The sequence below is a fragment of the Enterobacter sp. ku-bf2 genome (genome assembly GCF_001742765.1).
Taxonomy (GTDB): domain Bacteria; phylum Pseudomonadota; class Gammaproteobacteria; order Enterobacterales; family Enterobacteriaceae; genus Enterobacter; species Enterobacter quasiroggenkampii.
Genome location: NZ_MDVW01000001.1, coordinates 896,455 through 920,364 on the forward strand (window position 1 = coordinate 896,455; position 23,910 = coordinate 920,364).

The window sequence follows — 23,910 nt, forward strand, 5'->3', positions numbered from 1 at the left end:
ACAGATGAAACGGTTACCCTGGATTACCGCCCTGCTGTTAATGAGTGCCTCAACGGCCGCACTGGCGGCACCGGATTCCTGCGAGCGCGTGAAAAGCGACATTCAGCAGAAGATTATCAACAACGGCGTGCCTGAATCAGGGTTTACGCTGAGCATTGTGCCGAACGACCAGGCCGACCAGGCGGGCACGCAGGTAGTAGGCCACTGCGCCAACGACACCTTCAAAATTTTATACACCCGCACAGGCAGCGGTGCGGCAGCTGAAGCTCAGTAATTGACCCTCAATCCCCTTTGATTTGATGAGGATTAAGATTTAATACCCCCAAATAAGTAACACTCACCCCATCATTAGCCCGGATATCATTTCGGGAAAAATAATACGCAATTATAATGATGGGGTGAGCCATGTCCGATATTGAACATCACGGCGGAATTAGCCGTCGAACTCTCGTGAAATCTACGGCGATAGGTTCTCTGGCGCTTGCCGCTGGTGGGATCTCGCTGCCTTTTGGTTTAAAAAGCGCCGCCGCGGCGGTGAAGCACGCCGTCCAGCCGCCTGAAGATACCGTGGTGTGGGGCGCCTGCTCGGTCAACTGCGGCAGCCGCTGTGTGCTGCGTCTGCACGTGCGTGACAACGAAGTGTACTGGGTCGAAACGGACAACACTGGTGAGGATATTTACGGTAACCATCAGGTGCGCGCCTGCCTGCGCGGACGTTCAATTCGCCGCCGAATCAATCACCCTGACCGTCTGAACTACCCGATGAAGCGCGTGGGCAAACGCGGCGAAGGTAAGTTCGAACGCATCACCTGGGATGAAGCGCTCGACACGATCGCCGCCAGTCTGAGAGACGTGGTGGCCGACTACGGCAACGAAGCGGTGTATATCAACTACTCCTCCGGGATTGTCGGGGGCAATATCACCCGCTCCTCCCCTTACGCTTCGCTGGTGGCGCGTCTGATGAACTGCTACGGCGGTTTCCTGAGCCACTACGGTACCTACAGCACGGCGCAAATTGCCTGCGCGATGCCCTACACCTACGGCAGTAACGACGGCAACAGCACCTCGGACATCGAAAACACCAAACTGGTGGTCATGTTCGGCAATAACCCGGCAGAAACGCGCATGAGCGGCGGCGGGATTACGTACTATCTGGAACAGGCCCGCGAGCGGTCCAACGCGCGCATGATTGTTATCGACCCGCGCTACACCGACACGGCAGCCGGACGTGAAGATGAGTGGATCCCGATCCGTCCGGGTACCGATGCCGCGCTGGTAGCGGGTATTGCCTGGGTGTTAATCGACGAAAACCTGGTCGACCAGCCGTTCCTCGACAAATACTGCGTCGGCTATGACGAAAAAACGCTGCCGGAAGGCGCGCCCGCTAACGCTCACTACAAAGCGTATATTCTCGGCCAGGGTGATGACCACACGGCGAAAACGCCGGAGTGGGCCTCACGCATCACCGGCATTCCGGCGGATCGCATCGTTAAGCTTGCCCGCGAAATCGGCTCCGCGAAGCCGGCCTACATCTGTCAGGGCTGGGGACCTCAGCGCCAGGCAAACGGCGAGCTGACGTCCCGTGCCATCGCGATGCTGCCTATTCTGACTGGGAACGTGGGGATCAACGGCGGGAACAGCGGCGCGCGTGAGTCCACCTACACCATCACCATCGAACGTATGCCGCTGCCGGATAACCCGGTCAAAACGCAAATTTCCTGCTTCAGCTGGACGGACGCTATCACCCGCGGTCCGGAGATGACCGCCCTGCGCGACGGCGTGCGCGGCAAGGATAAGCTGGACGTGCCGATTAAGTTCATCTGGAACTACGCGGGCAATACCCTCATCAACCAGCACTCCGATATCAATAAAACCCACGATATCCTGCAGGATGAAAGCAAGTGCGAGATGATTGTGGTCATCGATAACTTCATGACGTCGTCAGCGAAGTATGCCGATATCGTGTTGCCAGACCTGATGACCGTCGAACAGGAAGACATCATTCCTAACGATTATGCGGGTAACATGGGCTACCTGATATTCCTTCAACCCGTGACCGCGCCGAAATTTGAACGCAAGCCCATCTACTGGATCATGAGCGAAGTGGCGAAACGCCTCGGGCCGGATATCCATCAGAAATTCACCGAAGGACGGACGCAGGAACAGTGGCTGCAGTATCTGTATGCCAAAATGCTCGAAAAAGACCCTCATCTGCCGTCCTATGACGAGCTAAAAAAAATGGGCATTTACAAGCGTAAAGATCCGAACGGCCATTTTGTGGCCTATAAAAAATTCCGCGAAAATCCGGAAGCCAATCCGCTGAAAACGCCATCGGGTAAGATTGAAATATACTCCAGCAAGCTGGCGGAGATTGCGGCCACCTGGGAGCTGGAAAAAGATGAGACCATCAGTCCGCTGCCCGTCTACGCATCAACCTTCGACGGCTGGGATGCGCCCGAGCGCGCACAGTTCCCGCTGCAGCTGTTTGGTTTCCACTTTAAGGCCCGTACCCACTCGAGCTACGGTAATGTAAACGTGCTGAAAGCCGCCTGTCGCCAGGAGGTCTGGCTTAATCCTGTCGATGCTGAAAAACGCGGCATTAAGAACGGCGATACGGTGCGCGTCTTTAACGAACGCGGCGAGGTACGAATTGAAGCAAAAGTGACGCCGCGCATCATGCCCGGCGTGAGCGCTATGGGCCAGGGTGCCTGGCACGACGCCAATATGATTGGCGATCGCATCGATCACGGCTCATGCATCAACACCCTGACCACGCACCGCCCTTCACCGCTGGCAAAAGGCAACCCGCAGCACACCAATCTTGTGCAGATCGAGAAGGTGTAGCGAGTGAATGGCGTGGCCGTGGTTTATTCTATGATTTGTATTATCGGTTAACACAGTCGCGCGGACACTCTCCGCGCGAACAAGGAAGATGTAATGAAAGATGTCTCACATCGTGAATCGTTCGCGTTCAGCGCCCGGGTGCTGGGCGCGCTGTTTTATTTCTCGCCAGACAGCGAGCAGGCCGCGCCGCTGGTGCAGGCCCTCACCGCAGGGGATTGGGTTCAGGACTGGCCCCTCCCCCCGGAAACGCTGCAGCCTGTAGCTGACACCTTTGCCGCGTCTGCCGATGAGCCGCTGAGGGACGCCTGGCAACGGCTGTTTATTGGCCCTTACGCCCTGCCCGCGCCACCGTGGGGTTCCGTCTGGCTGGACCGCGAATCCGTGCTGTTTGGCGACTCGACCCTCGCGCTGCGCCAGTGGATGCGGGAGAACGCTATCGCATTTGAAATGCAGCAGAATGAACCGGAAGATCACTTCGGGACTTTGCTGCTGCTGGCGGCATGGCTGGCCGAGAACGGCCGCGATGCGGAGTGCGCTCAACTTCTGGCGTGGCACCTGCTGCCGTGGAGCACCCGCTTCCTGTCCGTGTTTGTCGACAACGCCGGACATCCGTTTTATACCGCGCTGGGTAAGCTTGCGCAGCTGACGCTCGCGGAATGGCGATCCGGGCTCCTTATTCCGGTTGCGGAAAAGACGCTGTATCGCTAAGGGGTGTGGCTTGCTCGCGGGTAGCGAGCAAGCTACGGTCAAAAGAGGAAGCTTAAAAAATTTAACTCGAAACAGGAGGCATATTGAATTTAATAATATAAAATAGCTTTTCCTGTTAAGGTCAACACTTTCGTTTGATACATACAAAACAAAACCATGACTAAAAATTATTCCTTCGAAGATAAACGCAAGAAATTACTTGTTACAGCCGTGATATTCAGCGTTTTAGGTGGATGGCTCTGGTATATGTCATGGGCATCTGGCATCTCCCATAATACTATATTAAAAAAATCCGTTCCTGAATGGATGACATATATTTCACTTGGCGTTTTGATTGGAACAATTTTTGTTATGCGCGCTTTTTACCTGCGCACTTTTAACAAAACATTAGAATATATTGCCAGTGCTTTTTTTAGCGGCTTTTGCCTTGGGTTTGTATTGAGCTTAAATTGTTATGATATTTATGTCTATCTCTTCCCGGACAAAATAATTGGCTATGAATCTGAATATGAGGTTGTCTTTCCGGGGCCTTCGAGAGGTAAGTATGGCCATTGTGAAGCGGGTCTCTGGTTAAAAGATCAGAACACCAACAGATGGATACAGCTTTGTACAAACAAAGAATATCTGCACAGCCACCGTAAGCAGGGAATGACTGGGGTGTGGGTAACGGCTCGTGTGAATAATATTGGAAGTTACATTGTGAATTATGAGTTTATTTATTTGTAGGCACGACCCTATCTATTTTTGTTCCGGCAAAAATGAATGGTACTCAAGGTCCGCTCCTTGCTTATAGCCGTCAGCCTGATACGTCGCACCACAGATTGCGCATTCACAGCGGAGAAACCGGCTATGGGCAGGGTCATCTCAAAATCGAATCAGGGTAAATTTCATTCATACCCCCACATTTAGTGGTGGATACGTGACGACTGTTCATCTATTCTGCTTTTTCAGCGAGCAAGCCGGAGTCATTTTTAGTGGATAATCCCATATTTCTGAAAACTATCATTATCTTTATTCTCATCCTGTGGGTAATAGACGTAGTCAGGAGAAAGAAAAAAAAGCGTTATGACTCCGCTATAGCAGAGGCTAATGCCAGAGAACGCTATGAATGGCGCTATCTCAGATGGAGTTGGCAGGCAATACGAGTGGCGGCGGCAGTGTATATCTTTGTTCAGCTGATTCAGTTTTTACTGAGATAGATGGCAGAAGCAAGTAAGACAGGCAAGGAACATCTCACTGTCCAGGCCAACAGTAGTTGCGCCTCGGTGGTAGAAATTGTGAGTGTTCCCTGCCTGCCAATAGCATGCGTTACAAGCCTTTAACCATTATTTGGTTATGTATCACCGACTGATTCCCCCTCACTCGCACTCTCTTTACTTTGAATGAACCGAAGTGCCAGGTAGAGGTCTGGCGCCAGAATCATGTCATCATCATTCATTGTTGGCCGACTGTCTTTAAACCAGCGTGTTAGTTCCGTTTTCCTGCCCGCAAGGATTAATTTAATCTGTCGGCCTTTCAGGTCACGCTTTAACTCATTAATGGTTGCCAGGACGCTGATGTCTGAATAGGTGAAGCAAGCAACGGCATCAATGACCACCCATTTAGGTTGTATGGCTGCCCCATCAACCAGGTTCAATACCCGACGTTTAAAATAAGCCACATTAAAATAGGTCAACGGTGAGTTAAATCGATACATCAGCACGCCCGGGACCATTTTAATATCGGTGGTATTCCCTAACGAGTGAATCATTCCATCTTCGTCAGTGCCCAGCAGGTGCTCAGAGGGGCGAAACACCGTACGAAGGAATTGTAACAACCCAAGCAATACCGCAAGGCCAATCCCCTGGATAACGCCGATAATTAAAACACAGCCAAACGTGAAGAAGGCCAGGCGAAATGCCTGTTTATTTCTGCGCCTCAGGTTCCATAGTCCACGTAAATCGATTAATGACCATGATGCATACATTAGAACAATACCTAACGCAGATACCGGAATGTATTGTAATGGCTGAGTGAAAAACAGCACGACGATACCGATGATCAAGGCGGCGACCACGGAAACCAGTTGGCTTTTTCCCCCAACCGAATCATTCACCGCGGTCCGGGAATCGGCGCCACTGATAGCAAACCCCTGAGATAACCCCGACATAATATTCGCAATACCCAGAGCCCGGAACTCTGCATCAGCATTAATTTCGTAGCCATTTTTTGCGGCGAAACTGCGGGCGGTCAGCATCAGACTGACAAAACTGACCAACGCCAGGTTCAGCGCCGGGATCACCAAATCACGCATCGGCCCCGGCTGGAACGCCCCCCAGTGAACGACCGGTAAACCAGGCTGGAAGCCTTCTCCCCCAATCGTGGCAATGCCATACTTTTGTGCCGAGGTCACCCATACCAGTGCCGTTGTTATTACAATGGCGATTAAAGGTGCTGGCCACTGGCTGCGATACGTTTTGATCACCATTAAAATAATTAACGTAAAAAGGGATATTCCTACGGTTAATAAATGGCTATCTGAAAGTCGACCTGGCAAGGCGATTATTTTTTCAATAACCTGCGCCTCATCAAGCTTGATCCCCAATACCTTGCCTAATTGCCCGACAATAATCGTCACGGCTACGCCATTAAGTAATCCGGTAAGAATGGGATGAGAAAGCAGATCCGCGAGCGCGCCCAGGCGAAATTTACTTGCAAGGAGGCACCCCCCGCCCATCATCAATGTCATGATGATCGTCAGCTGCCAGTGCAGTTCGGGATTCCCGGCAGAAAGCGGAAATACGACGGCCGCAATCACCGCACAGGTTGTGGCATCAGGGCCCACAATAAGCTGGCGTGAAGAGCCAAACAGTGCGTAAGCTATCATTGGTAAAACGCAGGAATAGAGCCCTACAATTGCCCCCACACCCGCCAACTCAGCGTAAGCAATCGCAACAGGGAGCGCGACAGCCGCAACGGATAACCCCGCTTTAACATCATGTTTTAGCCAGCTTTTATCGTAGGCCAACAAATTTTGTAGCCCTGGCATGTAGTTCAACAATAGCTTTCCGAACACGTTATTCTCCGGACATGAATATTACCCACGAAATGTTGCCACACTTTAAAGTGAGGTTCTGGCTTTCAAATGCTCCGGAGGGAGGCCCCGCCGCTCAGGTCCTGTAAATACTTAACCATTTTATTATTCTGACTGGTGTTAAACATAGTTCAAAAACGAACGGTTAGTCGGAGGTGGAAGCGGCAGCCAGGTCAGCGACGTTGTAACCCGTTATTGGTAGTTGAAAAGAGGCCAGGAAATACGGAAGAATATTTAAACATTACTGAAGCTAAAATGGATTGCGGGGTAAGAGATGGGAATGTCTCAAGCAGTAAAGAAAATCGCTGTGGTGGCTATAGTGGTGAACCTGGCCGCGGGATGCGTGCCGCTACACCCTTCCGGCTGCCATAAGACCACGGCAACGGGTAATTGCGGTTCAGGACGCTGGGACGATCAGGATGAATGGGGCGCGCAGGCACGGGCAATCAGGGCGGCAATAAACGCCGAAATTGAAGAGCCGCAACACTGGAAAGGGAAACAATGCAGGTTGCATATTGAATTTGCTCAGGATGGCACACCTTTAAGCATCTCAACCAGTAACGGCAATAGCGCCTATTGCGAAGCGATAAAATCAGCCGCCCATAAAGCCAAATTCCCGGCCTTCAGCAATCCGGAAGTTTATAGAGATTTTCAAAAATCAGGCTTCAACATGCGCGGTTAGCTTCAAGATTATGTCTTGAATGGCGCGCTTTGCTAAACTCCGCCATGCGGCTTCAGGCCATGTTCTCTTTGTCATGAGCGGATTTTTGGGTAGTTTCAGTAGGACGGTATTTCAGCATAATGCGACTGTCTGTAAGCGTGGTTGTTTTTAATACAGCCACACACTACTGAATCTAGCTCCGGCAGGCGCTACCGCCCCACAAAAGAAAGGATTCACGAGATCGAGCTATGCGTACTCATCAACAGAATAAGTCCCGTAAGCTGTATCGCAGCGTCAACACCACTACACGACACCAATCTAATAATCCTGGTGCTGAGTATCGCTGGGAACGCAACGGTAAAAAAGTCGGAAATGAGCTACTGGCAAAGCGCGGGACAATGCATGGCAGACAGAAGCGTGGCCGAGATTACACACCCTTGTTTTATTTCCTGATCAAACACATTGGCAAACCATGGGATGAAATATTCAGTGAAGTATGTGGGCGTCTTGATACTACCGAGCCTGTATTCTGGTTAGTCGCACGACATGAGCATCAGCGAAGAGATTTAGTCTGCATTGGTGAAAGTAGTTTTTATCCGGGTCTGTTTGTTGATGAGAATGGAATTCTTCAACAGGTAAATCCTTCAATTTCGGGAAAGGACGTGAAAGTAACTTGCCGCTGCTGCACACACACCTATATTGGTGAACCTGTCCCCTGGATAGAGTAACTGACAACATTTCCTGGGCTGACATGATTGCCGCTGACACCCGCTATGAGAGCGATTGCAAACTTCCGCTCCTCGCTCCAAACTGACCTACTATTTCTGCAATGTCAGTTTTGTGCCAGGGGCAGACATTGAGAACAAGAGTCTTAGTTGGTCAACGGGGAGCAGGTCAGCGGTTGTTGTCAATGCCAGGCTTCAAAGTTTTAAATATTGCATTCATAATGGTAGGGACTCTACACATGAAAAAACAATTGTTACTGCTTATATTGCTCGTCACTTCCCAATCGTGGGCAAATCAATCCTCCCCTGGGGAGCAAGCTAAACAAATGGCTGAAGCAGCATGTCTATACCAATACAATGTTATCTACTCTCGCTTTACTTTGGGTTTTTCTGAGGAAAAAGCAATTCAAGTATCTTCTCAAATACTAACTAATTATTTGGAGAGTCATAAAGAAAATTCAGGGGACTTTTTTCTTTCCTCGATTCGTAGAAGCACAATCGCACAATTACGGGAGTTAGAAGTAAATAAAGCGGCAGTGCAGCAACTAAAAACTCCCCCATCAGATTTTAAAGATAATTTTTTATCCTCTTGTAATGCAATAAAAAAAGAGCAATTGGAAACTATGCATGTTTTTGGTTAAATCCACCATACATGCTGATGAGCTTATTTTTCGGCCATCGCATTTGTTACTTTTAGCCGGCCCTCATAGCATATTTCGCGGCGCTTCAGGCGGTCCGTTGCAAGCCAAAAGCAGACGTTGATAACGTTGAGATATGTTAATTTATGGGGATCAGGTCAACACATAAAAGGAGAAGAAGATGCAAATCAAGTTTGGGGTGTTGTTACTCGTGGTGCTTGTGCCATTGACATCGACTGCAGCAAAAGGGAGTTTTGTTTTTTCGGTCGGTAATGAGAAAACTTCGTTTGACTCTGGATGTGTAAAGTCAATTGATTATGTAGAGAAGGATGAGACAGGAGCAGAGAATTTAGTCTTTAGATTCTCCGATGAATGTGGCAAAAGGTTGTCGGACATGACCCGACAGAATATCGGAAAGCATATGACCGTCACCTACGATGATAATAAAATTACTTCCGCCATGATTGCCTCGCGCCTGAGCACCAGTTTCAGAATATCCACAAAAGACATACCAAGAATAATATTAATGCAAATACTTAATGATTATGATGGTGTTCGTGATTAACCAGAAAAAAGCGGCAAATAATAATTTATTTGGCTATGTAAAAGTCATTCATAAATACTATTTCCGCTCTTCGCTCAGAGCGGATATCGATCTTCGAGTCGATCCGCGCCGTGACACGATCAGATCTTTCTATGGCTATTGCGTGTCAAAAAATTGAGCGCATGCCTCATCAGCATATCATATCTATAAGTCAATTTCTCTATCTGCAACATAAATCACACCTTTCACTTCATTTGGCAATGCTTCATATTTCAATGGTGTTTTTGGTTGCGAAATTAATTTATACCCACCTTGTTCATAGTTGTAGCTGAACAATCCTTTACTTGACATCTCAACAAATGAGCGCAGATAGCAAGAACGTTCATTTTCATTTGAAAAAGCAGGCAGATTGCCTTCTATCACATAGACCTCTGACAAGGGTTCCAATGAGTAAATATAATCAAGAATAAAATTATAGTCCTCGACAGATGACTTGATCCTTTCAGGAATCGGCCCCTGACCTGCTGTTGCAAAATGCGCTAGGTACCCTTCCTGGCTGGATAAAAACCAGTCCAGATCATATTCTAAAAAGTCATCGTCCATTTTCGTCATTTTTTAACACCAAATATCTTTGTTCATTTCTTACACCGTAGAATCACATCGCCACTACCTGACCAGATGCGATGACCTACCCCCGGTAGATTATCACATGCTAGTGTTAGTCCTGCATCTGATACAGAATTGGATTAAAGGACCGTTTTTCGCTCACTGCGAACCTTAAGCTCAGTCAGATCGTCCGCATCGAGCCAGAGGCGGACTGTACCAGCCGTGTACTGAATTGAGATGACTCGCATGGAACTGTCTGACAAGCTCTGCGTTGTCTGCACCGAAAGCGAACATTGTCCCGTTCCCGTGACGCAAGATCACAACGTTCCGTATGTATGCTAAAATTTGTACAGCTGCAGGCCAAAAATTAGTTCTTATAAATTCAGTACGTTAGCCAAAGTGAGCGAATATGGATAATATTCCACATAAGCAGACAGCACGTAAAAGATACCCCGCATGGCTGTGGTGCGGAAGTTTTTATCTGGTTACATGGAATTGCTCTGCAGATGAAATAAATCTGTATTCTATAAACACGGGCTCATACGTTTATCATCTGACAAATAATCACGGACAATACACGGAGAACTTTGAAAACAAGTTTATATCCGTCGAGAGGAAATTTTCGGACACATCGAAATATAGTGTTGTGCTAGGCACAATGAAAAACAGCTTTAATGACAGATGTCTGGCTGCCGGCGTAAGAAGAGACTGGGCTGGGTGGAATAACGGTTGGGTTTTTAAGGGAATCTATGGATATGTAGGCGAATTTTTCTTTGATACATTCGATGATTGTGGCGACCATGGTTCATACCATGATTTTAAGAAAGTAACCGGGATAGGATTTTCTCCCTACATATATCACGGATTTCAGTATAATTTTACGTCTTATTTTGGCATGGATGTGGGTATTATCATCCCCTCCGTGTTTGTCATCACAGCACAATGGAGCTTTAGATAAATCCGTCAACCACATGTGCTGTAACTGTCAGCAAGAGGTTCCGCCCCGCCATCTAAACCGGAGCGGCTCATATACGGCTCAAGACCACCAGCCGCCGCAACCCACAATTAAAAACTGTACGTCACCTTCAAACTCCCCGTAGGCGACGTTTTGCGTTGCACAATCGGACTATCACCCGCATCCCCCATCAGCTGCGTCACGCCCGCTGAGGCAAGCACGCTCCAGCGAGAGGTGAGCTTGTGGGTCCAGTCAAGGTTCATCGACCAGGCATAAATCCCGGCCCCGGCGTCATGTCGGGCAAAGCCCGATGCGGCCGACTGGACGGCGTTGACCCCGTAATACGTCTGCATATACTTGTCGGATCCCCAACTGCCGGTCAGCGCCAGCGTCACCGCATTTGTTGGTGAGGTATAGAGCGGGCTGCTCAAGCCGAAATGCACCGCCTCTCCGTTGTCTCTCTCAGACACCGGAACCTCAGCCTGCAGCTGCAGATTCAGCCAGTCGGTCACCTTGTACCCCAGCCCGGGCACCACGATAGCCGAGCCTTTAATCTCTCCCATCCCTCTCAACTCGTCGCTGCCGGAGCTGATCGAATCGCTGCTCACGTCTTTATCTTTACGGCCAACTCGATAGCTCAGCGCTGCGCTGTAATCCAGGTTGCCAACGTTGTTACCGTAACCGATCCCACGCGTGGTGCCGATAAAGAAGCCATTTGCCATGGAATAATCCACTACCTGAGCCGCTGAGACGCGAGTTTTATCTGAACCCGAGTAGCGCGGCCCCACATCCACGCCGCCCCCCAGGGTTAAGACGTTACCCTGACGCTGTTCTTCCGCCAGTACAGGCGTAGCCAGTAACGCCAGAACGACGCCCGGCACGAGGGTTTTCAGGCAGCGGTCCGAAAGTAAATGAGGGAACGTATGACGCAGTTCAATATTTCTCATTAAGGAAGTCCTTATGGATTCAAATGATGACGATGCAGGCGGTTAAACGCCGGAACGCCCATTTTGAAGAGTGACCCTAAGGTTCTTATGAGCCGAAAATGAAGAAACACTGAAGCGCGGGCAGGTGCTGTCATCCGGACAGATTTCCTGCTACCGTTTTTTTCTTAAGTTATTCTTCATTCACGGTTGATACCGTTACCAATGTGAAAATTCTACTTATCGAAGACGACCTGGATCTCGGCAATGGCGTACGTATCGCCCTATCAGATCAAGGATTTGACGTCATATGGGTTCGCCGTAAAGAGGATGCGCTGCATCAGCTTGACGTCTGCGTGCCGGAACTTATTTTGCTCGACCTGGGGCTGCCCGACGGCGATGGCATGAGCCTGATGACGCGTTTGCGTCAGCAACTCAAGGGGATCCCCGTCATCATCCTGACGGCGCGAGGCACGCTGCAGGATCGCCTGTGCGGGCTGGATGCCGGCGCGGACGACTATCTCGTCAAACCCTTTATTCTCGCCGAGCTGCTGGCGAGAGTGCGAGCCCTTGCACGGCGCAGCTACGGTTTTGAAAATGAGGCGATAGAAATTCGCGGGCTATCCCTTCATGTCCCGACGCGCCGCGTGACGGTGAGTGCGCGCCATATCGATTTAACGGCCAGTGAATACGCGCTGCTGGAAACGTTGATGCTGCGCGCGGACCGCGTGCTGACCCGGCGGTTTCTGGAAGAAAGGATATTCGGCAACAAAGAGAACCTCAGCAACGCGCTCGACGTGCATATGGGAAATTTACGGCGAAAAATCGGCGACGGCTATGTGCGAACGGTCCGGGGCGTCGGGTACGTTATTGATACCGTCTCAATACAGAAGGTGACCGGTTAATGCAAAACGTCTGGTATCACCTGAGGCGTCCGACGCTGGTACGGCGAATTATCATCGCCCAGATGCTGCTGCTTACCCTGCTGTGGTGTCTTTTTTTAACCTTTATTCTGTGGGAGGACCTGCGCAGCCCCCCTATCCTCACGGGCAGTAAAACGTACGAAACCGTTTTTAACCTGGCTGAGCGTATGGATGGACGCCCGCAGGATCGTACCGCCGTGCTGGAGGACTTCAGCAAGGCGCTGCGTGAAGGTTACGGCGGAGGGGAAGATCCCGTGCTATCGATTAACCTCATCGTTCGCAAAAATAATACCGTTATTTTTGCCTCCGACGGTGCGCCTGCCGGGATAACAAACACCCGGTTCGGCGAACTGGAGTATGTTCAAAGTGGTGATCGAACCTGGACCAGTCGCACCCTCAAATCCCCGCACTCCGACGTGGAGGTTACCCTTTTCACCCCGGCCAGCGGCTGGAACTTCTTTATTTACCTGAACTCACGCGGTTACTACATCCTGCCGCTGCTGGTCTGCTTCCCTTTTCTGCTGTTTCCCGCGTGGCTGTCAATACGCATTGCGATGCGTCCCTGGAATAAGGTGGTCAATGAGATTACGTTACGCACGCCGGACGATCTCTCCCCGTTAAAAGCCGTACCGAAGCACAGAGAGCTTCGCCAGATGGTGGACGCGATCAATGACTTCCTTGCCAGGGTGCGTGAAAGCGCGGAAAGGGAGCGTGTTTTCATCGCGGATGCCGCGCACGAGCTGCGTACGCCCCTCGCGGCGATGCGCATCAACGTGGAAGCGCTGCAGTCCTGGGTCATCAGCAAAAGCCAGCAGGAGCTGCTTGCCGGCGTGATCCGCAGCAACAGCCGCGCCGCGCGTCTCGTCAATCAGCTGCTGCTGATGATGCACAGCGAAGCGCGTATTGATACGGCCATGGAGCCCGTGCCGCTGACGACGCTCATCCAGGCACGTATGGCCGAGCTGGAGCCCTTAGCGTCTGCGCGCAGGATCGAGCTGGAATTCTTTGCCGAGGATGAAGTGTGGATCTCAGGCGTCAGGGAACGCCTGGTGTCGCTGATTGATAATCTCATTGAGAATGCCGTGAAGTACAGCCCCGAGGGCGGGCGGATTCAGGTCGACATGCGTGCAGGCGATCGCGTCGTTCAGCTGCGCGTCTCCGATGCGGGCCCGGGTATTCCGGTCGAGCTGCAGGAGCGCGTGTTCGACCGCTTTTTCCGCGATCCCAATCAGGTGCAAAGCGGCAGCGGGCTGGGGCTTGCCATCGTCAAAGCGGTGGCGCAGCAACACAACAGCAGCGTAAATCTGAGTACTTCTGCAGAAGGTGGCCTCCTGGTCACGGTTGACTTCCCGAACCGCACGTTTAGCTAAAGCAGAACAGGGGGTTTGATCGCAAATGCCGCAGATTGCTTCAAAATAATTACCGTATTTGTTATATTGTTGTTTATTGCTTATTCACCTCTGCGGTGCCAAAAAGAACAAGATTCACCGCAACCCAGGACAGAGAAATGTTAGATTACCGCTTCCCGACAGCTTTGCAGATGGTTCTCAGCGTAGCGATGGCGGAGCAATTGGGTGAACGTTCAACGAGTGCGATTCTGGCCTACGGCCTGGAAGCGAACCCGAGCTTCATCCGCAAATTGATGGTTCCGCTGACGCGAGACGGCATTATCGTCTCAACGCTTGGCCGTAACGGCTCCATTCATCTTGGTCGCCCGCCGGAAGAGATCACCCTGCGCGACATCTACCTTTCGGTCATCGAAGATAAAAAACTGTGGGCGTCGCGCCCTGACGTACCGGCCCGCTGCGTGGTCAGCGCTAACGCGTGCTGGTACTTTAAATCAATTTCCGAAGAGGCCGAGCAGGCGTCGTTAGCGGTACTGGCCCGCCATACCGTAGCAAGTGCCCTGGAAGCGGTGAAAAACGCCGACAGCAGCGGCTGGGATCCGCTCCCCGATCTCATCGCCCAGTATCAAAAAACGTCTTAACGTTTTACCTGATGCAAAAAAAAAACCGCCTTCACTGTGAAGGCGGTTTTTTATTATCAGCAACGTCCCTACGCAGGCAGCACGTCCCTTTCCTCTTTCTTCCCACGCGTGACGAACTTACGCAGCGTCACGTAGAACACCGGCGTCAGGAACAGACCAAACAGCGTCACCCCCAGCATACCGGAGAACACCGTGATCCCGGTGACGCCACGTACTTCTGCGCCCGCGCCGTGGCCGAGGATCAGCGGAATGGTCCCGGCAATAAAGGCGATGGAGGTCATCACAATCGGGCGTAAACGCAGGCGGCACGCCTCCAGCGCGGCCTCCATGATGCCTTTACCCTGAATTTCCAGCTCGCGGGCAAACTCCACGATAAGAATGGCGTTTTTACAGGCCAGCCCCATCAGCACCACCAGCCCCACCTGCACGAAGACGTTGTTATCGCCCCCGGTCAGCCAGACGCCAAACAGCGCCGAGAGCATGGTCATCGGCACGATGAGGATCACCGCCAGCGGCAGCGTCCAGCTTTCATACAGCGCCGCCAGCACCAGGAACGCCAGCAGCACCGCGACCGGGAAGACGATCAGCGCCGTGTTGCCCTGGGTGGCCTGCTGGAAGCTCAGATCCGTCCATTCGATGTTCATCCCGTTCGGCAGGATCTGCTTAGACATCGCGTCCAGCTGCGTCATCGCCTGCGCTGATGAGAGCACGCGCGGGTCGGCATCGCCAATCAGGTCCGCCGCCGGGTAGCCGTTGTAGCGGATTACCGGATCCGGCCCGTAGGTGGTCGTGATGTTTACCATACTGCCAATCGGCACCATCTCGCCCTGGCTGTTACGGGTGCGCAGATTCGCAATATCTTCCACACTGTCGCGGAACTGCCCGTCGGCCTGTGCCATCACGCGCCAGGTACGTCCGAACTGGTTGAAGTCATTGACGTACGACGAGCCCAGATAGGTTTGCAGCGTCCCGAAAAGATCGGTCAGCGACACGCCCTGCGCTTTCGCCTTATCGCGGTCAACCTGCACGTCCAGCTGCGGCACGTTAGCCTGGTAGGTTGAGATCGGGAAATGCATCCCCGGCGTCTGCATGATCGCACCGGACATGGTGTTCACCGCATTTTGCAGCGCGCCATAGCCCAGACCACCGCGGTCCTGGATGTACAGGGAATAGCCCGACCCCTGACCCAGCCCTAAAATCGGCGGCGGCAGAATGGAGAAGCCAAAGCCCTGCTGGATTTGCGCGATTTTCGCGTTAATCTCCGCATTAATTTCCGCCGCGGAATGTTTACGCTGGTCGAACGGCTTTAGGCCGAAGAAGACCGTCCCGGTATTCGGCGTATTGGTGAACTGCAGCGCATTCAGCCCCGGAAACGCGACCGCATAGTCCACGCCTTCGGTATTCATCCCGATTTCGCTCATTTTGCGGATCACCGCATCGGTGCGGGCCAGCGAAGAGCCTTCCGGCATTTTCACGCCGCCGATCAGGTAAAGCTTGTCCTGCGTCGGAATAAACCCGCCGGGCACCGCTTTAAACATGACGCCTGCGGCACAAAGCAGCAGCAGATAAACCACGAATACCGCGCCGCGTCGTCCCAGCGTTTTGCCCACCAGTCCCTGATAGCCGTTTGAGCTGCGGAGGAAGAAGCGGTTAAACGGACGGAAAATCCAGCCGAACAGACGATCGATAAGCCGGGTCGGGAAATCTTTCGGCGCGCCGTGCGGCTTTAACAGCAGTGCCGCCAGCGCCGGAGAGAGCGTCAGCGAGTTAATCGCTGAAATCACCGTAGATATCGCGATCGTCACCGCAAACTGCTTGTAGAACTGGCCGGTAACGCCCGACAGAAACGCCATCGGCACAAACACCGCGCACAGTACCAGCGCAATCGCGATAATCGGCCCGGACACTTCACGCATCGCCTGGTGCGCAGCCGCAAGCGGCGCAAGCCCCTCTTCGATATTTCGCTCGACGTTTTCCACCACCACGATGGCGTCGTCAACCACGATACCGATGGCCAGCACCAGCCCGAACAGGCTCAGGGTATTCAGCGAGAAGCCCAGCAGGTAGAGAATGCTGAAGGTACCCACCACCGACACCGGCACCGCGATCAGCGGAATGATCGACGCGCGCCAGGTTTGCAGGAACAGTATGACCACCAGCACGACAAGCACCACGGCTTCCAGCAGCGTCTGCACCACCGCACGGATCGAATCACGCACGAAGACCGTCGGATCGTAAGGTGCCGCCCACTTCATGTCTGCCGGGAAGCGCGTGGACAGTTCGTCCATTTTCGCGCGCACCGCGTTAGACAGATCGATGGCGTTCGCCCCCGGCGACTGGAAGATACCAATCCCGACCGCATCTTTATTGTTCAGCTGGGAACGCAGCGCATAGCTCCCGGAGCCCATTTCAATCCGCGCCACGTCGCGCAGGCGGACGACCGTACCATCCTGCGTTGTTTTCAGGACAATATTGCCAAACTCTTCTTCGGTATGCAGGCGGCCCTGGGCGTTAATGGAGATCAGGAAATCACTCTCTTTCGGCAGCGGCTCGGCGCCAAGCTGACCGGCAGAGACCTGTACGTTTTGCTCCTGCATCGCCGTGACCACGTCCGAGGCGGTCAGACCGCGCGCCGCCACTTTATTTGGGTCCAGCCAGACGCGCATCGCGTACTCGCCGGAGCCGAAAATCTGGATCTGGCCGACGCCGGGCAGGCGCGCCAGCTCATCCTTCACCTTCAGCGTGGCGTAGTTGCGCATATACAGCGAGTCGTACTTACCGTTTGGCGAAAACAGATGCACCACCAGCGTCAGCGTGGGCGACTGCTTCTGGGTGGTAATGCCCAGACGCCGCACGTCCTCCGGCAGACGCGCCTCGGCCTGCGCGACGCGGTTTTGCACCTGAACCTGCGCCTGATCGGGGTCAGTTCCCGGACGGAAGGTCACGGTAGTCACCAGCACGCCGTCCGAACCCGCGACGGATTTCATGTACATCATGTTCTCAACGCCGTTGATCGCCTCTTCCAGCGGCGTCGCCACGGTCTCGGCAATCACTTTCGGGTTGGCGCCCGGGTACTCCGCGCGCACCTGCACGCTTGGCGGCACGACGTCAGGATATTCGCTCACCGGCAACAGCGGGATGGCGATTAACCCTGTGATAAAAATCAGAATCGACAGGACGGCAGCAAAGATCGGCCTGTCGATGAAAAAGCGGGAAAAGTCCATGGGTTGGATTCTCAGGTCAAGGGATCAGTTGAGGGCGCTGGTGGCGGTCATGGCAACGGTTTTGGCGTTAACCGGCATACCCGGCATAAACACTTTCTGTAACCCCTCGACGATGACTTTGTCACCAGGGTTCAGCCCCTGCCGCACAATGCGTAAACCGTCTGCCAGACGTCCCGGCGTAATGTCACGACGCTGCGCTTTCCCCTCTTTATCCACGATATAGACGTATTTACGATCCTGATCGGTCAGCACCGCCTTGTCGTCGATAAGCGTGGCTTTGAACTCCGCGCTGCCCGGCAGGCGTACGCGGGCAAACAGTCCCGGCGTGAACTGACGCTGTGAGTTATCCAGCAGCGCGCGCATGCGGATGGTCCCGGTGCTCGGCGTAAGCTGGTTATCCAGGAAATCCACTTTGCCCTGATGGGGATAGCCCTCCTCGCCCGTCAGGCCAATCTCAACCGGCAGCGCCGTGTGATTGCTGGACGCCCCCTGCCCGCTGCGGGCCAGGTTTTGATAGTGAAGGTAGGTTGACTCGTCCACGTCAAAGTAGACGTACACCGTCTTCTGCGAGACCAGCGTGGTGAGGACGCTGGCGGTGTCGCCCGCAGTCACCAGGTTCCCGCTGGTGATCAGCGCCCGGCTGGCGCGACCATCGATAGGCGCGGTCACTTTAGTGAAGTCCAGATTGAGCTGGGCTGCGTCAACCGCCGCCTGCGCGGCGCGAATGTCGGCCTGCGCCTGAACGGCAGCCGAACGTCGCTGCTCCCACTCTTCCCGTGAGACCAGATGGGTATTGATCAGCTTATCGGTACGGTTAGCCTCACTTTGCGCGAGGCTGGCCTGCGTTTTGGCTCTCGCCAGGTTTGCCTGCGCCTGTTCCAGCGCGGCGCGATAGGTACGATCATCAATGGTGAACAGCACCTCGCCCTTCTTCACTTCCTGGCCGTCGGTGTAATTCACCTTATCAATATAGCCAGACACGCGCGGGCGCAGCTGAACGCTCTCCACCGCTTCAATCCGGCCGTTAAAGCTATCCCACTGGCTAATCGATTTCACCACCACGTCAGCGGCACTCACGGCAGGCGCAGGTGGCGCGGCATTTTGCGCGACGCTGTTATCGCATCCGACGAGCAGCACGGAGAGCAACATTGCCCCCAGCGCGCTCAGATGAGAATTACCCCAGGTTTTTTGCAGGCTCATTATTTTTATTCCGATAATTGTCGCCACCGGGCAAGACGCAGCAGGAGGCACCGCGCCACTTCCTTTGTCCGGGGGCTGTCTTAAGGCCATTTGTGTCGTTCATCGCCACAAAACTGTAACAGTTGCGAATACACTATTCGCGGCGATTGTAGGAAGGCGCTTAACTAAGTGCAAGAATAATTGTTGCACTTTATGTGCTATTTGAGTGGATGTGAAAAGACCCGTTTCGGTCAGGGATTTAAATGCAACAATAAAACTTGCAATTACTGCAAAAACGCGCCACCTTTAAATGCAACAGACAAAGATACTTTTTCATCCGCTGCGTGGGGGTAACCAGATGAACACTGGCGCATTTATGCATGATTTACTCGACTGGATCGACAACAACCTGGACAGCCGCCTGGACATTGAGACCGTCGCCAGGCGTTCCGGCTACTCGAAATGGCACCTTCAGCGCCTGTTCAAAGAGCATACGGGCTACCCTCTCGCCGGGTATATTCGCGCGCAAAAGCTGCAAAAATCGGTTGAGCGGTTATCCCACAGCGATGAACCGATTCTGAACGTGGCCATCGCGCTGGGCTTTGACTCCCAGCAATCCTTCAACCGCAGCTTTAAGCGTCAGTATGGTCAGGCGCCTGGGGCATGGCGACGCAGTATGGGTGGCCCGGAAACACAGCAGCTTCGCCAGTAATGCATATTTTGCTGCAACATCGATCTGTTGCTGCTATACTGTATATAAATACAGTATAGCGAGGTGCACGATGGCTGTTGAAACAAAATTTGTTGTCGTAAGAAAAGGTGAAGAGAAAATGACATTTGCCAGTAAGAAAGAGGCTGACGCTCACGACAAGCTGCTCGATATGGCAGACGCGTTCACCGACTGGCTGTTGCAAAGCGGAATGCAGATGGATGAAACGCAGGCTGAAAATCTTGGCCTGTATCTCGCCGAGCAGAAAGAGACCGTGCAGCATATTCTGCGTACCAGCAAGCTTCCCGATCTCACTGCTCCAGCTGTAGCGGATACAACTGACTCCGATGCGGCTGACACGAAAAAAATCAGGGCTGTGAAAGCGGCCTGATTGTCAGAAAATCATCACCGTTCTGGAAGCCGTAAGCAGATAACTGCTTACGGCTTTTTGGCTATCTGTAGTACTCTCCTGCTGATTGATGTTAACGATACCATCGTTTCATAAGCAGGAGATGAAAGAGCTAAGGAGATGATGCACTGACATAAAAAAATAGGACGTTAATCAACCTTTCGGATAAGCTGACGTGGGTTTAGTCCTTTTAATATAATTTAGAAATATTCATTTTTGTGATTAGAAATCCATACGAGGCTTGAGTCACGATAGTCGTCGTTAGTGGATGCTATCAGCGAGCATTTATCTGCATTACCATCAGCGGTGTAAGCACAGCTTTGCTTCACCATGAAAGTGATGTCCTCTCTTTTCGACACTAATTCTGAGTCAAGGAATTGCGCACTCCCGGATGGGTAAACGATGTGTTCATCTTTTGGATCTTTGTAGTTTATTATGCGAACGGGGAATTGGCTGTTATGATATTCATATCGCTCTACAACTTCGCCCGTATCTTTGTCCATTATTTTTTCCAGCAAGCCACGTATATTATAACTGAGTAAGTAATTACCCTTTTCATTCTCAAGCTCAGTAATTTCGCAGCGCTCATTTATTTTTCCGGTAATACGCTGGCCTTTAAGTGACGTCAGTAAGCCATCTTTATTGACCAAATGAAACTCTCGATCATTTGCCTTGTCAACCATGTTGATACTCGTAAAGCATCCGCTGCGATCATATCTAACTTCTGTCATAACCTGAAGTTTACCTGTAACATCCCGCATCCACTGGAGGCTATGTTTTACGTTCCCGGTTGTTGCATCATGATCGAATAAAAGAGCAGCATTTAAGACCGCCGGTTTGAATTGAGTAAATGCCGCGACATCAAATGATAACGTCAATAATAATAGATTTAAAAAAACACCTGCTTTCATAAGTCATCCCTTTATTAATAAAATAGTCTTCAACGATGATGTGAATTCGCGCTCTTATATTTTACGAATAATCAAAGCGTTTCCATGCCACCCGTTAAGTGTCTGCTTTTTGTTCTAGTCAATCGATACAAGAGTCCCTCATTTTTTGTGTGCACTCGCTTTCCGACGGATCTCAATCATCCTGATATACATATCACGCAACTCCTTATTCTGCTTGATTACCATTTCTTTGGGCAAGGATTCTCTCTCATGATTCCATTCATCAACGACACCCTGGCACGCCAGATAAGCGTCATTAACAATATTTTCAGCTGGAATCATCGTGTTGATATAGGGAATGGTATGTTTGTTCAGGCATACAGAGACAGGTGGGCCATAATCATGTTCTTCGGCATGTAGGGTAATAGCAATAAGGAGGATAAACAATGTTAGAAATCTCAACTTTTTTTCCCCTGATAAATACTGTTTCGTCAAATGACTGTCTTCCGGGGAGTTATCGACTTTGTGCAAAAAATCTTTAGTTACCCAAGGAAGTTATTATCCTGCTGTAGGGACTGCTGACACAAAACCTGACAGATGAAGGTTTTAATGACTTGATATCAGTTTAGAAATCACCCCGTTGAGCTCACAATTCATAGCAGGCGTAACCTTAAAACTATCCGCTTCTATGCTAAACCTTCCAACCACAAAACCTGGTAGCTATACAAACACGCAAGACTGTTAAGTTAATACACTTCCCCCTCTCTGAGGAAATACGCATGACCCCACATCCGCTACACCAGATCATCGAATCCTGTGACCACGCCATCACAAACAAAAACTATGACGCCCTGATGGAGTACTACGCCGACGATGCGGCTCTGGTGGTCAAACCAGGCATGACGGTTAAAGGCAAAGAAAACATCCGCAACGCGTTTATTGCCATCTCGGATTATTTCCAGGACCAATTGATTGTGGAACAAGGAGAGATGCAGGTGATCGAAGGCGGTGACAATGCCCTCGTTATCATGGAAACCGTTCTGCGTTTTCCTGATGGTCAGGGTGGAATAACGGAAATGTCGCGCCGCGCGACCTATGTTTTTCGGCTGGAAAGCGACGGTCGCTGGCTTTGTACTATCGACAACTCCTACGGTACTTCGCTTCTGGATACCGGGAACCGATCGCGTTAATCACACTTTCAAAGGGGCTCTGCCGCCCCTCCACGCCAGCCCCTTAATGCGCAGTAATGCGCGGCTCCCTCACAAACTCAGCCAGCAGCCACACCATATCGTGCAGCAGGCCCGTCAGCTCTTTCGCGACGTGAGCGGGTAGCGTTCCCCCCATAACGGCTTGCGTCAGCGCCAGAACATAGTCCACCTGCGTTAAGGTGTCCTGCCAGCAGTCGGGCACGCAGGAGTTGGTTTTCTCACCCATGATCAACTGTTCAATCAGGTATGGTGGAAGATCGACATCACAGAGTTCACGCAGCCTGCGCATGGCCTGAAGGAGACGCTCGCACAGCGCTGTACGGCTCGCGATATCATCGGTTTCGACCAGCACGCTCACCAGCGCGGCGCAGTTGTCGGCGACGTCAAAGAGATCGGCATCAGCCGGAAGCGGCCGGGAGAAAAGTTGCAGAATGACGTTTTCGTCAGATGGAAGGTAAGTCAGGGTTGGGATAGTCGCCATCGTAAGGCATCCTCAGTGTATAAATGGGGTGAACCACCCGATGAGTTCCTACGCTCGAGGGGGTAGCGCTGACAGAGGTAGGAATACCGCCCACAGAGAAAACGGCCAGCCTTGCGGCTGCTCCGTCAGCGCCACCGCAATTTTAACGAGATCGGCGCTGTCGCGACATATAAATATCGCTCTGTATATGCGGGTTCCTACGCCCGGTTGCGGATGTGCCGCAACGCAGGCACTTTACGACCGCGCCCCGTAGAGGAAAAGACATAACGCTGAATTTCATAAGGTTACTTTGCGGTTTGCGAGGCGCCTTCCAGAATGACAACGCTGCCCTAAATTTTAAGGGTATCAATCACCGCTCTCGCCGGGCTTTGACTCCCGGCAGTCCTTCAACCGCAGCTTTAAGCGTCAGTATGGTCAGGCGCCTGGGGCATGGCGGCTAAGTATTGGCTGTCGTGAAACGTTAACCGAACGTTTTTAGGGTCAACGAACTTACCGTCGGCGGTAACATAGGCGCTATTCACCACTTCTCCACTTTCTTTGTCTGTCAACGCAATATGCGGTGCGTCGTGCAGTATGTTTTTATGACCCCACTCCATCAAAGAGAAAAGAATCGGCGCAAGGCTGCGGCTTTTGGCGGTGAGAACATACTCATACCGTTCACGCGCCCCTTCTTCCTGATAAGGGATTTTGCAAAGCAGGCCGAGTTCAGTCATTTTTTTTAACCGGTTCGCCAGCGTCTGCCTGGTGATTTTTGTATGATCCCGTATCGTTTCAAAGCGTGTTACCCCATAAAACGCCTCTCTCAGAATCAACAAAACCCATTGATCGCCAAGAAGCTCAGCGGCCGCCGCTAACCCACAAAGCTCAGGTAATAAGTACGGTAATGATTTATTTTTTGACATCTCTTCGTTTGCCTCGTAACCTGAGTATGATTTAAAGACTCAGTTATTTAAGGAGAATACAATGCCCTTCGTAAATGTGCAAACCATTAAAGGAATTATGAATTCGGAGCAAAAAAAAGAACTGCTACGTCGTATGACTGACCTTATTGTTGAAATTGAGGGAAACGGCGATCCTGAATTCCGGCGTTCAGTATGGATCCGTATTGACGAGCATGAACCGGAACAGTGGAGTCTTGGGGGAATACAGCCCACATCTGAAATGATTGCTGCAAAATTTGCCTCACCACAGCGGTCCTGATTTATTTTTAGTCATAGCTCACC

Annotated in this window: 26 protein-coding genes; 17 read left to right on the forward strand and 9 right to left on the reverse strand. The window is 51.7% G+C overall.

From position 1 onward, the window contains the following. Positions 1-4: 4 nt before the first annotated feature. From BFG58_RS04250 to BFG58_RS24430, 5 genes are all read left to right on the forward strand, one after another. A complete protein-coding gene (locus BFG58_RS04250; protein WP_069719322.1) occupies positions 5-274 on the forward strand; it encodes a DUF1161 domain-containing protein in 270 nt (89 codons plus the stop codon). A 131-nt stretch (positions 275-405) separates the two neighbouring features. Beyond that, entirely contained in the window at positions 406-2,844 is a 2,439-nt protein-coding gene (ynfE, locus tag BFG58_RS04255) for a selenate/tellurate reductase subunit YnfE (protein WP_069719323.1), read from the forward strand. 93 nt (positions 2,845-2,937) lie between these two features. Beyond that, complete coding sequence (gene dmsD, locus BFG58_RS04260; RefSeq protein ID WP_069719324.1) at positions 2,938-3,552, forward strand: Tat proofreading chaperone DmsD; 615 nt, start codon at positions 2,938-2,940, stop codon at positions 3,550-3,552. 156 nt (positions 3,553-3,708) lie between these two features. Continuing rightward, on the forward strand, positions 3,709-4,278 hold the full coding sequence (locus BFG58_RS04265; RefSeq protein ID WP_045910409.1) for a hypothetical protein: 570 nt from the start codon (positions 3,709-3,711) through the stop codon (positions 4,276-4,278). 248 nt (positions 4,279-4,526) lie between these two features. Continuing rightward, positions 4,527-4,751, forward strand: coding sequence for a hypothetical protein (locus BFG58_RS24430; protein ID WP_069719325.1), 225 nt, complete (start codon positions 4,527-4,529; stop codon positions 4,749-4,751). Positions 4,752-4,885: 134 nt separating this feature from the next. Here BFG58_RS24430 and BFG58_RS04275 read toward each other — a convergent pair whose 3' ends face one another. Next, positions 4,886-6,607, reverse strand: a complete 1,722-nt coding sequence (locus tag BFG58_RS04275) for a SulP family inorganic anion transporter (RefSeq protein ID WP_069719326.1) — start codon at positions 6,605-6,607, stop codon at positions 4,886-4,888. A gap of 298 nt (positions 6,608-6,905) precedes the next feature. Between BFG58_RS04275 and BFG58_RS04280 the strand changes: the two genes are divergently transcribed. The 4 genes from BFG58_RS04280 (at position 6,906) to BFG58_RS04290 (ending at position 9,214) form a co-directional block, all read left to right on the forward strand. After that, the gene (locus BFG58_RS04280; protein ID WP_069719662.1) at positions 6,906-7,307 is read left to right on the forward strand and encodes a cell envelope integrity TolA C-terminal domain-containing protein; all 402 of its coding nucleotides are present in this window, start codon (positions 6,906-6,908) and stop codon (positions 7,305-7,307) included. Between the two features lie 227 nt (positions 7,308-7,534). Then, on the forward strand, positions 7,535-8,014 hold the full coding sequence (locus BFG58_RS04285) for a hypothetical protein (RefSeq protein WP_048222943.1): 480 nt from the start codon (positions 7,535-7,537) through the stop codon (positions 8,012-8,014). A gap of 236 nt (positions 8,015-8,250) precedes the next feature. Then, the gene (locus tag BFG58_RS22985) at positions 8,251-8,652 is read left to right on the forward strand and encodes a hypothetical protein (protein ID WP_083261466.1); all 402 of its coding nucleotides are present in this window, start codon (positions 8,251-8,253) and stop codon (positions 8,650-8,652) included. A 178-nt stretch (positions 8,653-8,830) separates the two neighbouring features. Further along, entirely contained in the window at positions 8,831-9,214 is a 384-nt protein-coding gene (locus tag BFG58_RS04290; RefSeq protein WP_069719327.1) for an Insecticidal toxin complex protein tccz, read from the forward strand. A 183-nt stretch (positions 9,215-9,397) separates the two neighbouring features. Here the strand turns inward: BFG58_RS04290 and BFG58_RS04295 are convergent, their stop codons facing one another. Further along, a complete protein-coding gene (locus BFG58_RS04295; protein WP_254665189.1) occupies positions 9,398-9,805 on the reverse strand; it encodes a hypothetical protein in 408 nt (135 codons plus the stop codon). Positions 9,806-10,208: 403 nt separating this feature from the next. On the opposite strand from BFG58_RS04295, the gene BFG58_RS22990 reads away from it, so the two are divergent. After that, positions 10,209-10,757 (forward strand): hypothetical protein, encoded by a 549-nt coding sequence (locus BFG58_RS22990; RefSeq protein ID WP_231597206.1) that lies wholly within the window; start codon positions 10,209-10,211, stop codon positions 10,755-10,757. Between the two features lie 107 nt (positions 10,758-10,864). On the opposite strand, the gene BFG58_RS04300 is transcribed toward BFG58_RS22990, so the two are convergent. Next, positions 10,865-11,701, reverse strand: coding sequence for a MipA/OmpV family protein (locus BFG58_RS04300; protein ID WP_069719328.1), 837 nt, complete (start codon positions 11,699-11,701; stop codon positions 10,865-10,867). A 203-nt stretch (positions 11,702-11,904) separates the two neighbouring features. Between BFG58_RS04300 and BFG58_RS04305 the strand changes: the two genes are divergently transcribed. The 3 genes from BFG58_RS04305 (at position 11,905) to BFG58_RS04315 (ending at position 14,587) form a co-directional block, all read left to right on the forward strand. Continuing rightward, the gene (locus BFG58_RS04305; protein WP_025911426.1) at positions 11,905-12,582 is read left to right on the forward strand and encodes a response regulator transcription factor; all 678 of its coding nucleotides are present in this window, start codon (positions 11,905-11,907) and stop codon (positions 12,580-12,582) included. After that, entirely contained in the window at positions 12,582-13,970 is a 1,389-nt protein-coding gene (locus tag BFG58_RS04310; RefSeq protein WP_069719329.1) for a HAMP domain-containing sensor histidine kinase, read from the forward strand. Before BFG58_RS04305 ends, BFG58_RS04310 begins: the two co-directional genes overlap by 1 nt. Positions 13,971-14,107: 137 nt before the next feature. Continuing rightward, positions 14,108-14,587 (forward strand): Rrf2 family transcriptional regulator, encoded by a 480-nt coding sequence (locus BFG58_RS04315; protein ID WP_025760257.1) that lies wholly within the window; start codon positions 14,108-14,110, stop codon positions 14,585-14,587. A 68-nt stretch (positions 14,588-14,655) separates the two neighbouring features. Here the strand turns inward: BFG58_RS04315 and oqxB are convergent, their stop codons facing one another. Further along, a complete protein-coding gene (oqxB, locus tag BFG58_RS04320) occupies positions 14,656-17,811 on the reverse strand; it encodes a multidrug efflux RND transporter permease subunit OqxB (protein WP_021241210.1) in 3,156 nt (1,051 codons plus the stop codon). A gap of 24 nt (positions 17,812-17,835) precedes the next feature. Next, positions 17,836-19,011, reverse strand: coding sequence for an efflux RND transporter periplasmic adaptor subunit (locus BFG58_RS04325; RefSeq protein ID WP_023292563.1), 1,176 nt, complete (start codon positions 19,009-19,011; stop codon positions 17,836-17,838). 337 nt (positions 19,012-19,348) lie between these two features. On the opposite strand from BFG58_RS04325, the gene BFG58_RS04330 reads away from it, so the two are divergent. Next, positions 19,349-19,702 carry a helix-turn-helix domain-containing protein gene (locus BFG58_RS04330; RefSeq protein WP_025911432.1) on the forward strand — a complete coding sequence of 118 codons (354 nt, stop codon included), beginning with the start codon at positions 19,349-19,351 and terminating at the stop codon, positions 19,700-19,702. A gap of 70 nt (positions 19,703-19,772) precedes the next feature. Beyond that, complete coding sequence (locus BFG58_RS04335; protein WP_045335983.1) at positions 19,773-20,090, forward strand: YebG family protein; 318 nt, start codon at positions 19,773-19,775, stop codon at positions 20,088-20,090. Positions 20,091-20,308: 218 nt separating this feature from the next. Here BFG58_RS04335 and BFG58_RS04340 read toward each other — a convergent pair whose 3' ends face one another. Beyond that, entirely contained in the window at positions 20,309-21,019 is a 711-nt protein-coding gene (locus BFG58_RS04340; RefSeq protein ID WP_069719330.1) for a YnfC family lipoprotein, read from the reverse strand. Positions 21,020-21,157: 138 nt separating this feature from the next. Beyond that, the gene (locus BFG58_RS04345; RefSeq protein WP_254665190.1) at positions 21,158-21,493 is read right to left on the reverse strand and encodes a hypothetical protein; all 336 of its coding nucleotides are present in this window, start codon (positions 21,491-21,493) and stop codon (positions 21,158-21,160) included. 284 nt (positions 21,494-21,777) lie between these two features. Between BFG58_RS04345 and BFG58_RS04350 the strand changes: the two genes are divergently transcribed. Continuing rightward, positions 21,778-22,188 (forward strand): SgcJ/EcaC family oxidoreductase, encoded by a 411-nt coding sequence (locus BFG58_RS04350; RefSeq protein WP_069719331.1) that lies wholly within the window; start codon positions 21,778-21,780, stop codon positions 22,186-22,188. Between the two features lie 43 nt (positions 22,189-22,231). On the opposite strand, the gene BFG58_RS04355 is transcribed toward BFG58_RS04350, so the two are convergent. Together BFG58_RS04355 and BFG58_RS04360 are read right to left on the reverse strand one after the other, a co-directional pair. Beyond that, positions 22,232-22,687 (reverse strand): hypothetical protein, encoded by a 456-nt coding sequence (locus tag BFG58_RS04355; protein WP_069719332.1) that lies wholly within the window; start codon positions 22,685-22,687, stop codon positions 22,232-22,234. Positions 22,688-23,085: 398 nt separating this feature from the next. Then, the gene (locus tag BFG58_RS04360) at positions 23,086-23,589 is read right to left on the reverse strand and encodes a helix-turn-helix domain-containing protein (protein WP_023311523.1); all 504 of its coding nucleotides are present in this window, start codon (positions 23,587-23,589) and stop codon (positions 23,086-23,088) included. A gap of 61 nt (positions 23,590-23,650) precedes the next feature. Between BFG58_RS04360 and BFG58_RS04365 the strand changes: the two genes are divergently transcribed. Continuing rightward, entirely contained in the window at positions 23,651-23,887 is a 237-nt protein-coding gene (locus BFG58_RS04365; protein ID WP_032674674.1) for a tautomerase family protein, read from the forward strand. Positions 23,888-23,910: the final 23 nt, after the last annotated feature.